8 protein-coding genes and 1 riboswitch are annotated in these 11673 nt (G+C 67.4%); all 8 genes read right to left on the reverse strand.

Going from position 1 to position 11673, the window contains the following annotated elements:
- Nucleotides 1-7 precede the first annotated feature (7 nt).
- Nucleotides 8-184: riboswitch (yybP-ykoY riboswitch) on the reverse strand.
- Complete coding sequence (locus ASD67_RS21605; protein WP_056351484.1) at nucleotides 163-393, reverse strand: hypothetical protein; 231 nt, start codon at nucleotides 391-393, stop codon at nucleotides 163-165. (Overlaps the previous riboswitch by 22 nt.)
- Complete coding sequence (locus ASD67_RS21610; RefSeq protein WP_056351501.1) at nucleotides 393-4622, reverse strand: translocation/assembly module TamB domain-containing protein; 4230 nt, start codon at nucleotides 4620-4622, stop codon at nucleotides 393-395. Before ASD67_RS21610 ends, ASD67_RS21605 begins: the two co-directional genes overlap by 1 nt.
- A complete protein-coding gene (locus tag ASD67_RS21615; protein WP_082545239.1) occupies nucleotides 4622-6997 on the reverse strand; it encodes a BamA/TamA family outer membrane protein in 2376 nt (791 codons plus the stop codon). The genes ASD67_RS21610 and ASD67_RS21615 overlap by 1 nt, the downstream gene beginning before the upstream one ends.
- 203 nt (nucleotides 6998-7200) lie before the next feature.
- A complete protein-coding gene (locus ASD67_RS21620; protein ID WP_056351503.1) occupies nucleotides 7201-8364 on the reverse strand; it encodes a glycosyltransferase in 1164 nt (387 codons plus the stop codon).
- Nucleotides 8361-9278 (reverse strand): NAD-dependent epimerase/dehydratase family protein, encoded by a 918-nt coding sequence (locus tag ASD67_RS21625; protein WP_056351506.1) that lies wholly within the window; start codon nucleotides 9276-9278, stop codon nucleotides 8361-8363. The genes ASD67_RS21620 and ASD67_RS21625 overlap by 4 nt, the downstream gene beginning before the upstream one ends.
- Nucleotides 9271-9720, reverse strand: coding sequence for a dTDP-4-dehydrorhamnose 3,5-epimerase family protein (locus tag ASD67_RS21630; protein WP_056351509.1), 450 nt, complete (start codon nucleotides 9718-9720; stop codon nucleotides 9271-9273). The genes ASD67_RS21625 and ASD67_RS21630 overlap by 8 nt, the downstream gene beginning before the upstream one ends.
- Nucleotides 9721-9740: 20 nt before the next feature.
- Complete coding sequence (rfbG, locus tag ASD67_RS21635) at nucleotides 9741-10853, reverse strand: CDP-glucose 4,6-dehydratase (RefSeq protein ID WP_056351512.1); 1113 nt, start codon at nucleotides 10851-10853, stop codon at nucleotides 9741-9743.
- An 8-nt stretch (nucleotides 10854-10861) separates the two neighbouring features.
- Nucleotides 10862-11647, reverse strand: a complete 786-nt coding sequence (gene rfbF / locus ASD67_RS21640) for a glucose-1-phosphate cytidylyltransferase (protein WP_056351515.1) — start codon at nucleotides 11645-11647, stop codon at nucleotides 10862-10864.
- Between the last annotated feature and the right edge of the window lie 26 nt (nucleotides 11648-11673).

An 11673-nucleotide genomic window follows, 5' to 3' on the forward strand; every position in this document is an offset into this window, starting at 1 on the left:
GCCGGGCGGCGTTGCGATTCCAACGGACATCGATACCCGCCGCCCGGCCCGGACGTGGGGTCGATGCCATTGGTCTCGCCCAAACGCTTTCGCGTTTCCACCGCACCACGGCCTCTCGACCGAGTATGTTGACGCGATGGCCCGTCCCGAACGGACGGCTGGCTACTCCCCAGATGACGGGGCGGGGTTAGACGGGGACGCTTCGGGAGGCAAGGCTTTTGGTTCCGCCTCCCCCGCATCCTTCGCCGCCTTGTCCGCCGCCGCGATGTCGGCGTCCATTGCCTTGGCGCGCGCGTCGATTTCCTTTGCCGCCTTGTCGAAGCGATCCTCGAACTTCGGCTCCTCCTTGCAGGCGGCGAGGAGCAAGGGCAGCAGGAGGAGCGCGGCGCGCATCAATAATCCTTGCGGTAGCGGACGCTGAAATTGGTCTGGCCCGAACCGCCGGCCTGGCTGAGGATCGACAGCGCAGGGGTCAGGCTGATTTCGAGCTGGGTCGCGGTGTAGCCGCGGCCGTCGGTGATCACCTCGATATAGATATCGTTCGTGATGTGCTGGCCCGCCGCGAGCGCGGTGCCGCGCCCCTGTGTATCGTCGGGGCTGAGGACGCGGAGGCGGTCGATGCCGGTCGCCGATTGCAGCGCGCCGAGGGGGCTGAGGCCACCGCTGCCGCGCAGGCTGTTGAGCGAGGCGGCAAGCTGGACCGCCTGCAGCGGCGACAGCGCGGTGATCGAATCGCCGAACAGGATGCGCGACACGATCTCGTCCTGCGGCAGGCCGGGGACGCTGGAGAAGGCGATCTGCGGGTTCTGGGCGCGGCCCGACACGTTGACCGTGACGGTGACGTCGTCGAACGTGTCGCTCGCGATCAGGCGGATCGACGGATCATAGGCATCGCCGGTCGGGAAGGTCACCCTGCCCTCTTCGAGGTCGAACGAGCGGCCCGCGAAACCGAGCGTCCCGCGCACCAGCTCGATCTCGCCGGTGACGCGCGGCGCTTCCGTCGTGCCCTTCAGCGTGACGTCGGCCATCCATTCGGATTCGAGCCCCATGCCGCTGACATAGATTTCGTCGCCGGCACGCAGGCGGACGTCGAGACGGATCAGGTCGAACAGGCTGCCGCCCACGGCGGCCATGCCGTCGCCGCTGATCCGCTGGCGCCCGGCGGGCGGCTTGCGGCGAACGCCGGTCAGCACCGGCACGCTCGCGGCGCCCTGGCGGACGATCTTGTAGCGCGTTTCGGGAAGGCGGAGGTCGCCCGAGAGCAGCGCGGTCTGTCCCGCGACCTTTTCGAGCGTGAGGTTGCCGGTGGCGCGCGCTGCCAGATTGTCGCTGCGCGCGAGGCGGGCGTTGTCGAGCACGGCGTCGATCTTCATCGGATAGCCGCTCGCCGCCGCAAGGCTGACATAGCCCGACGCCTTGACGGTGCCGTCGCCGGCGGTCGCGGTCATCTGTTCGATTTCGAGGCGGTCGCCCGAGAAGCGGCCGTTGACGACCATGTTGGTCAGCCGCGTGCCATAGGTCAGATTCTCATAGGTCAGCGCATTGCCGCGCACGACCCCGTTCAGGCAGGGAGCCATCAGGCGGCAGCTGAAATCGGCGGCGACCCCGATCGGCCCGGCGATGCGCTGATCGCCCGATCCGACGAAGGAGAAGAGCGTGTCGGCGGGGCCATTGTAGCGGATGCCGCCGCTGAGCGGCGCCGCCTGCAGCCGCGTCATCCACGTGCCGGCGCCGGGGGGCAGCGGGCGGAGCGAGGCCTGGAGGCGTCCGATGACGCTGCCGCGCTTGCGCATCACCGCGCTCGCCTCGCCGCCGTCGGCGAGCAGCTTGCCGGCGAAATTGACGTCGACGGGCTGGCTGACCGTCGCGGCGGTGGTGCGGGTGAAGCCGGCGATCGTCAGCCGCGCATCGGCGCGCGGGAAGCTGTCGGCGCTGGCCTGTTCGAAATCGAGGCTGCCCGTCGCGCGGCCGCCGAGGCCGAGGTCGGGATAGACCGCGTTGAGCATCGCGAGATTGACGCGGTCGAGCCGGCTCTGGACCATGATGCCGTCGCCGAACCGCCCCGCGAGCCGCGCGCTGCTTCCGCGCCCGAAATCGATGTTGGTCGGCAGCAGTTCGTAACCGTCGGCGCCGGGGATGATCCGCGCCGGGCTGGTGGTGCGGAAATTGATGCCGGTCGCGCGGCCCTGAACCGAGGCGCGCCACAGCTGCGGCTGGAGATCGGCATTGGCGGCGACGCGGAAGGGCACGCCGCTCGTCCCCTCGACCAGCGCCTGCGCCTTGCCGGTGCCGTTCTGATAGTCGATCTTGACGCGGCCGACGGCGATGTCGAATTCGCGAATGCGCGTCTGGGCGATCTGGATGTCGGCGATGACGCGCGGCTGGTCGTAGAGGATGACATCGGCATCGACGATCGCCGAGCCGATCGCGAGCTGCGCCGGACCGGGCAGCACGACATTGTTGGCGCGCACGTTGATCGCCGCCGCCTGATATTGGCCTGCTGCGCTCAGCCGGACGAGGCCGCCCAGCCCCTGCCCCGAGGCGTCGAGCTGGCCGACGAAGGGGCCGGCGACGCTCTGCACGAGTTGCCCCTTGAAACCGATGCCCGACAGGTCGCCGCGCTCGATATCGATCGTCAGCGGCCCCTTGGCGGTGAGCAGCACGACGTCGGCGGCGAGCGGGCCATAGTCGGTGTCGCCGGTCGCGGCGAGGCGGTAGCCGCCGGTTGCGCCGGTGATCCGCGCGACAAGGTTCTGGAGTCCGATGCCGAGGCCCGGGCGATCGGCGGTGAGCGTCGCGCGCGGATCGGTGATCGTGCCCGCGAGTTGCAGGCCGAGCGGGCCATATTCGGTCGAGGACGCGCGGGCGGTCAGGTTGATCTGGCCATTGGGGTTGTAGGTCCCCTGTCCGCTGACAACCCGCATCAGCGGCGCGCTCATGCGCAGGTTGGCGAAGCGGATGATCCCGTCGGTGCCATAGCGCACGTCGCTCGACGCCGTCGCATTGCCGCCCAGCACGTTGCGGACGCCCGAGTTGAACAGCTGGGTCGAGCGCGCGCGGACGCGGCCGACGATCTCGAACCCGCCGTTGGCCGCGGTCTTGAGGTCGGCGTCGGTGTCGATGTCGAAGATGCCGACGCTTTCGATGCGATAATCGTCGATGCGCCCATCGATCGCGCCGGTGTAGAAACCGCGATTGAGGTCGGCGATCAGGATCGCCTTGGCGTCGATGCGGCTCGACCGCAGGCGCATATTGTCGCTGAGCAGGCGGCCGTCCTTATACGCGAGGTCGCCGTTGAGGCTCACCTGCACCAACGTGCCGCCGGCGACGGTGTCGAGGCCGCGGATGCGGCTGGCGCGGCCCGCGACGGGGATGAAGATCTGGTCGGGATCGACGCGCGCCTTGCCAGACAGGGTCAGCGCCTCGATGACGATGTCGTTGACCGCGAGGCTGGTCGCGTTCGCCTGATATTCGACCGCCGGCAGGCGGAATTCACCGTCGAGCCGGGCTTGCGCGCGCAGCCCGCTGCCGCGCACATAAGGGGCGATAGCGCCGGGCTTGAGCAGCACGAAGGCGACCTGCAACCCGTCATAACGGCTGGTGCCGAGGTCGATACCGCCGCTGAGTCCGACCCGCGCGGCGTCGGACGAAATGCGGCCGTCGAGACCGACCTTGCGCTCGGCCAGCCGGGCCGTGAGGTCGATCGCGGTTTCGGTGCCGAGCATGTCGGCGACGGGGCCGGCGGCGAGCAGGCGCGACGGCCGGGCCGTGCCCTTGACCGCGAACACCCCGTCGCGCGCGGCAAGGCCGAGGCGCGCGAGCGGCTGGCTGCCGAGGTTGCCGGTCAGCGTGCCGTTCCAGACCTTCCAGTCGCCCTTGCCCGAGAGTTTCGCGGTCAGCGGCTCCTTGAATCCACCCATCGCAGCGAGCACACCGCCCTGCGGCGCGTTGATGTTCATATCGATCGACAGCCGGTTCGTTTCGGGAACCGCATCGAGGATCAGCGCGAGCTTGTCGCCCTTCGCCTTGCCCCCGACCGTTTCGGCGTTGGCGGTGACCTGTGCGCGGCGGTCGGCGATCGCGACCTTGCCGGTGATGCGCGCTTCCCGCCGTTCGCCCGCGACGGCGGGTTCGAAGATGAAGCGGTCGACCTGCAGTTTCGCGACATCGATATCGAGGTCGGGCAGCAAGGGTTCGCCGGTATCGGGAACCGGCTTGAACGCGGGTATCCGTGCCAGCGTCATCGTCCGCGCGGTCGCCGAGCGGATGTCGACATGGTTCGACAGGTAAGCGAAGGGCCGCCAGTCGACCTTGACCTCCGGCGAGCGCAGGAAGACGCCTTTGGTATCGGACAAGGTGAGTTCACGGATCGACATCGCGCCATAGAGCGAGCCGTCGAGCCGGCCGATGCCGATCTTCATCCCGTTCTCGAATTCATATTTTTCGATCTGGGTGACGACGAAACGCCGCCCGGCATCGCTGTTGAGTCCGATGAGGAAGAGCCCGATCAGCGCGATCAGGCCGACGATCGTGATGCCGACGCCGCGCGCGATGCGGCGCGGCCAGGACGGTTTTGCCCGCGGCGGCGGCGGGCTGTCATCGAAGGCGGCGTCGTCGGCCATCAGAAAGCCTGACCGATCGAGACATAGACGCTGACCCGGCCTTCACCCGGCTGGCGATCGATCGGGGTCGCGATGTCGAGGCGCATCGGACCGAAATTGGTGTAGAACCGCCCGCCGATGCCGACACCGTAGCGCAGGTTCGAAAAATCCGGGGTCGAGCCGCGATAGACCTGCCCCGCGTCGACGAAGCCCACGATGCCATAGTTGCCAAAGCGATAGCGGGCCTCGACCGCCGCCTCGTTGACGCTGCGGCCCCCGATCGGGTCGTTGTTCGGGTCTTTGGGCCCCAGTTCCTGATAACCGAAGCCGCGCACCGAACCGCCGCCGCCGGCATAGAAGCGCCGCGACGGCGCCAGATTCTCGCGCGAGGCGCCGAGGATCGAGCCCACTCGCACGCGCCCCGCGAGCACGACGCTGTCGGTCACCGGATAGTAGCCGCTCGCATCGATCCGGACGCGGGCATAGGGCGAGAAGCTGCCGCTGAGCGAGCCTTCGGGCTGGATCAGCGTGGTGACGCGGAACCCCTTGCTCGGATTAAGCAGATTATCGCTGCGGTCGATCCCAACCTGGCCGGACAAGCCCGCGATATAATAGAGGCTGCGGTCGCGCGTCCCGAGGAGGAAGCTGTAGTCGTCTTCACTCGTGGCGATCAGATCGAGGCCATAGGCATAGGTGATCTTTTTCTGCCATATCGGCGTCGATTCGCGGCTGACGCGGAAACCGACACGCCCGGTCAGCGCCTCGAATGCGTTGTAATTGCTGCGCGATGCTTCGCCGACCAGTTCGAAGGTGCGGTCGCGGCGCCCGGCGTTCGAGCGGCGGAAGGTGACGCCCAGCGCCTGTTCCTGCGTTCCCGCGATGCCGCGGACGATCAGCGCGCCTTCGGGCGGGAACAGGTTGCGGTGAGTCCAGCTTCCCTCGATCCGGATACCCTGACCGGTGCCATAGCCCGCACTCGCAGCGAGAGTGCGCGGCGGCCCCGCCTCCTGCGTCACCAGCATCGTGACGAACTCGGTGTCGTCGCCTGCACTTTCACCGGTCTTTTGCGGTTCGACCGACACGGTAGAGAACAGCCCGGTCGCGACGAGCGCCTGGCGGAGGTCGTCGGCCCTGCGGCTGTCATAAAGGTCGCCGCGCTTGAACCGCGCCAGCAGTTCGACATGCTCGACATCGAAGGCCTGCTTGCCGGTCGTCTCGAAGCCGCCGAAGCGCGCGCGGGGCCCGATTTCGACGGGCAAGGTATAAACCCCGTTACCGGCCGCTCCATCGAGCAGGATGTCGCGTTGCCCGACGACTGCGAAGGGATAGCCCTCCTCGGGCAGTTTGAGCGCGATCGCCGCCTCGGCCCCCTGCACCCGTTGCGCGACGATCGGTTCGCCGATCGCCAGCGGGAAATTATCCTTGATCAGCGTTGGCGGCACCGTCGGCGCGGCGTTGATGACGATGTCGGAGAGGGTGTAGCGCTGCCCCGGCACCACATCGATAATCGCGACCAGCGACCGCGGACGCCCGGACTGACCCTGCGTGGTTGTGGCGGCGGGGCCATCCGCGGTTCGGTTTCCGCGATCAGTGCCGTCATTGTCGCTGCCGCCGCTGCGGTCGATCCGCGTTTCGACCTGGGCGTCATAATAGCCCTCCGAGGCGAGGATACGCCGCATCAGGTCGGCATCGGCGGTCAGGCGGGCGCGGACCATCGACGCATTGGCGGCTTCGCCATCGCCATCGTAGAGCGCCGACAGGTCACCGAACAGGTCGGCGAGGTCGGCGTCGGTGCCGTCGTCGGCGGGCGCAAGGCCGTTGACCTGAACCGTGTAAGCGATCTTGACCGTTTCGTCGGCGGATTCGGGTTCGGCGAATTCGACCGGTTCGACGTTAAAGCTTTCGAGCGGCGGCAACGGCGCGGCGAGTTCGGTGTCGCTGATCGGCGCGTCGCCGATCGCCTCGACCGCATCGCCGTCGGCCAGCGCCGGGGTTGGCGCGGGTTCGGAGCCGGGCGGTGCTTCGCCTTGCGACGCGGCCCTTGCGGCCTGCCGGCGTTCGAATTCGGCGATCGATTCGAGCGGGACGCCGAGTTCGGGGTCGTCCTCGGCCGAAATCGGCGGGATCGCGCGATCGAACTCGTCATCCTCGATGATCGGTTCGACCGGCGGGAAAACCGCATCGGGCGGCGGCGGGGTGGGCTTGGCCAGCTCGGTTTCGGGCGCGGCGTCGGGAGCGATCGTTTCGGTGATCGGCGGCGGCTGCGGCGCCACTTGCCCATGCGCAGTCGTTGCGGCGAGGCAGAGCAAGGATGCCGACAGCGCGAGCGTTGGACGCAGCGACGTCCTCGTCGCGGTCCGGCGGATCAATTCGCGAAGGTTTTCAGAATCTTGCATCTGCTGCCCGCTACCAGATGCGCTTCTGTCCGCTGACGCGCAGCGGCGCAACCAGATTCTGGCGGTTTTGCGATGACTTGCGGTGCGATGCAGAACCCATGCCCCCTGCTTGCGCGATCGATCGGCCCTGTATCGATCGCTGCCGTCGTCGCTTTTGGCAACGTGGCGAAAGGCATAGGGTTCCGCACCCGGAAAAGTGCGGGTCAGGTTTCCGCGCGCAGATGGCCGGCCATGATCTCGGCCTGACGGTTCACCGACAGGTTCGCCAGCGCGTAGCTTCGCGCCGCTTCATCGGCATATTGCCCCTTGTCGAGCAGACCGCCGAGCAGTTTCGCGAGGCCGGCAACGTCGCCTTCGTCGAACAAATGCCCCTGCCCGCCCATCACTTCGGGGATCGCGCCCGATCGGCTGCCGACCATGGTGCGACCGCACGCCATCACTTCCTGGATGACGCGGCCGTACTGCTCCTTCCACTTGGGGGTGCTTAGCGACGGCAGGACGACGATGTCAGCTGCGTTCATGTAACGCGCCATGTCTTCGTGCCGGGATTCGAAAAAAGTCACGCGATCGGATATTCCGAGCCGCTCGATCTGCGCCTGGAGCTGCGCGGTGTAGCCCGAGGCGCCGATGAAATCGTCGATCAGGAACTGCCAGGGGCGGTCACGGATGCGGTCGAGCGCGTCGATCAGGACATGGATGCCCTTTTCGGGGGTCTGGCGCCCGAAATAGGCGATCACCGGCCGGGTGAGACCGAGCTCGGCGCGCACCGCGGCGCGTTCGGCTTCGGGCAAGGGCTGGAATAGGCGCGGGTCGAAACCGATCGGCACCTGCGTCGCGGTCAGCCCCATCGCCTCGATCAGCGCGGTGCCGTCCTTGCTGAGCGTCAGCACGCGGTCGACTTTGCGGCGCGCCGAGCGGCGGAGCCACGCCTTGACCAGCGCCGAGGCGATGCCGGCGGGGTTGCGGGTTTCGGCCGCCTTTCTGAGGTCGATGCCGAGGCTTTGCGGCATATTCTCGGCAGTGAGCGACCACAGCCGCGCGTTTGGCGCGACCTGTTTCGCCTGCCGCACCATCATGCTGGCGGGGTCGCTGTCGCAATAGATATGCGTCGGCTGGAAGGCATCGACGACCGCCTGCAGCCCCTGCAGCCTGTGGGTGCGCTGGTTGGTGCCGGTGAGGTCGAGCAGCGTGAGCTCGTAATTTTCGGGCGGAAAGTCGGGCGTATCGCGCCACTGGCCGCCGACGAAATGGCGGCGCGGGACGACGAGCTGGACGGGGATGCCGAGCGCGCCGATTTCGCGGAACAGCGCGCGATTCACCGGCTCGTGGCACGAAAGCGAGATGGCGAGGAGACGCGGGGTGGTCACGCGGTAAAGGCGGCGATGGTGCGGCGCGCTTCGTCGGCGATCGACGCCGAGGGCGCCCAGCCGAGCGCGCCGAGCCGCGCGATGTCGACCGTGAACGGGCTGCGGAAGGCGTCGGTGCCGTCGCCATAGCCGATCGCGACGGGCTGCGGTGCGGCGACGGCGATGGTCTCGGCGAGCGTCTGCATCGTGATCGCACGCCCGGCGCCGAGGTTGAAGAGATTGTTCCAGCCACTTGTCGCGCGCAGCAACAGCTCGACCGCCGCGATCGCGTCGCCGAACGGCAGGATGTCGCGATAGCTCTGCCCGTCGTTGCGCAGGCTCATCGCGCCGGTTTCGGCGACCTGACGGCAGAGATCGAGGAAGATCAGCCCCGCCTGTTCGCCAAGGTCCTTGTGCGCGGGCGCGCCGACCATGTTGGTCGGGCGGAGGATCGCGATGCGCTCGGCGACGTCGCTGGCGGTGAGATCGCCCTCGATCGCGAGGTGCGTCTTGCCATAAGGATGGCCCGGCGCCTTGGGCATGTCCTCGGTGTAGGTCTCGGCGACGGTGCCGCCATAGACGTGGAAGGTCGAGAAATGGACGAGGCGCGTCGCCCTGCCCTCGCGCAGCGCGGCGAGGCAGGCGGCGGCGGTGCTGCGGCCCTGTGCCATCGCGGCGTCGGCGTCCTTGCCCGCCGCCTGTGCGCCCGGCATCGCGAGATTGACGATCGCGTCGAAATCGCCGCCGGGCAGGTCGGCGTCGCGGCTGCTGTCGTAACGAAAGGACGCGATGCCGCGGTCGGCGAGCCATGCGGCGCGCGCGGGCGTGTCCGAACGTACCGTGACCGCGACGTCCCAGGCGCCGGCCAGCGCCTCGGCCAGCCGCGCCCCGAAATATCCGCTGCCGCCGACGAGCAGCAGCCGGCCATCAGCCATGGCGGACGTCCCAGTTGTACGGGATCTTGTCGGTGAACGGATCCATGCGGTCGATCTCGTCGGCCGAATGGACGTGGGTGGTGCAGTTCGCGACGATCGCCGGATACTGACCGTAACCCTTGAAGCCGTTCCAGACGAAGGGCGGCACGGTGACGAGGCAATAATTATCCTCGCCCATGAAGATTTCCTGGAGTTCGCCGCGCGTCGGCGAGCCTTCGCGGTCGTCGTAGAGGACGAATTTGATGCGGCCGTGGACGACAGCATAGTTCAGCGTCATTTCGCTGTGGATGTGCCAGGCCTTGATCGCGCTGGGCTGGACACACGAGAAATAGATCTCGCCGAACTGGTCGAAATGCGGCGCATCGCTGCGTAGCATGTGCATGATCTTGCCGCGCTCGTCCGCTATTTGCCGCAGCGGTGTAATCAGGACGCCGTCGATCATGCTATTCCCCTTGGGTTGGTTCAGGCCGCCCAGGCGAGCGATTTCGCTCGCGCCTCGGCGACGAAGGTTTCGATATCGTGACGCGTCTGGTCGAGCGCCGGCGCCTGGTCGGCGACCACCGCCTTGTACCAGCCCGCAGTCAGCGCGACGCCGCCGGCGAAGTCCAGCGTCGGCGCCCAGCCGAGCTTGTGATACGCCTTGTCGATCGACAGGCCGAGCAGGCCCGCCTCGTGCACCGCGCCGGCTTCCGCCGCGTTGATCCATTCGCCGGGCCAATGCTTGAGGAATTCGGTGACCAGCCGCTCGACCGAGCCATTGGCTTCGACCCAGGGGCCGAAGTTGAACGCTTCGGTGACGTCCGCCGGCGATTTGACCCGCGCGGTGGTTGCGGCGCCGCCGAGCAGCGCGCCGAGCCAGAGATAGCCGCTCAGCGATTCCAGCACATGCTGCCACGGCCGCGTCGCATGCGGATTGCGCAGGCGGATCGCCTCGCCCTTGGCAAGGCTGCGCACGCAGTCTGGGACAATGCGGTCGAGCGACCAGTCGCCGCCGCCGATGACGTTGCCGGCGCGCACCGTCGCCATCTTCACCGGGCTGTCGGGCGCCGAGAAGAAGCTGCGGCGATAGCTGTGCGCGACGATTTCGGCGGCGCCCTTCGACGCGCTATAGGTGTCGTGGCCGCCCATCGGATCGTCCTCGCGATAGCCCGACAGGACTTCGCGATTCTCGTAGCATTTGTCCGAGGTGACGCAGACGACCGCCGCCGGATTTCCGGCGCGGCGCAGCGCGTCGAGTAGGTTGACGGTGCCCATGACGTTGGTCGCCATCGTCTCGACCGGATGGTCATAGCTGTAACGGACGAGCGATTGCGCCGCGAGATGGAAGACATAGTCGGGCTTGTGCGCCGTCACGACGTCGTACAGCGCGTCGGCATCGCGGACGTCGCCGAGGATGTGGGTCATCCGGCCCGCCAAGCCGAGGCTGTCGAAATGCGACGGGCCGTCGTCGACGCGGTGCGAGAAGCCGACGACATTGGCGCCCAGCGTCAGCAGCCATTCGGCCATCCACGAACCCTTGAAGCCCGTGTGACCGGTGAGCAGAATCGTCTTGCCGCGATAGGCGTCGCCGAACATGCCGCCGCTTACCACTTCTTCCAGGGCGCCTGCCCGTCGGCCCACAGCTCGTTGAGCAGCGAATATTCGCGCGGCGTGTCCATCGGCTGCCAGAAACCATTATGTTCGTACATCATCAGCTCGCGGTCGGCGGCGAGGCGTTCCATCGGCTCGCGTTCGAGGATCAGTTCTTCGCGATCGTCGAGATAGTCGTCGACGAAATTGCGGTTGAAGACGAAGAAGCCGCCGTTGATGTGGCCGCCCGACACCTGCGGCTTTTCGTTGAAGCTGGCAACGACGCCGCCCTCGGTGCCGAGTTCGCCGAAGCGGCCCGGCGGATAGACGCCGGTGAGCGTCGCGGTCTTCCCATGGCCTTTGTGGAAATCGACGAGCGCCGAAATGTCGACGTCGCCAACACCGTCGCCATAGGTGGCGCAGAACTGATCGACCCCGTCGAGATAGCGCGCGCCGCGGCGGATGCGGGCGCCGGTCATCGCATCCTCGCCGGTCTCGGCGAGCGTGACCTTCCAATCCTCGGTCTGGTGCTTGTGGAACTGCAATCGGTCCTCGCCGCGCTTCGACAGGTCGACGGTGACGTCGGACGACTGGTTCGCATAGTTCAGGAAGAAATCGCGGATGATGTCGCCCTTGTAGCCGAGCAGCAGGACGAAGTCGGTGATGCCGTGCGCCGCATAGATTTTCATGATGTGCCACACGATCGGCTTGTCGCCGATCGGCACCATCGGCTTGGGCAGCGTTTCGGACACTTCGCGCAGCCGGGTTCCCCGGCCGCCACAGAGAATCAATGCTTTCATAGGGGTGAGCTCGTTCCGTTCTGATT

It is taken from the genome of Sphingopyxis sp. Root1497 (assembly GCF_001427085.1).
Taxonomy (GTDB): Bacteria; Pseudomonadota; Alphaproteobacteria; order Sphingomonadales; family Sphingomonadaceae; genus Sphingopyxis.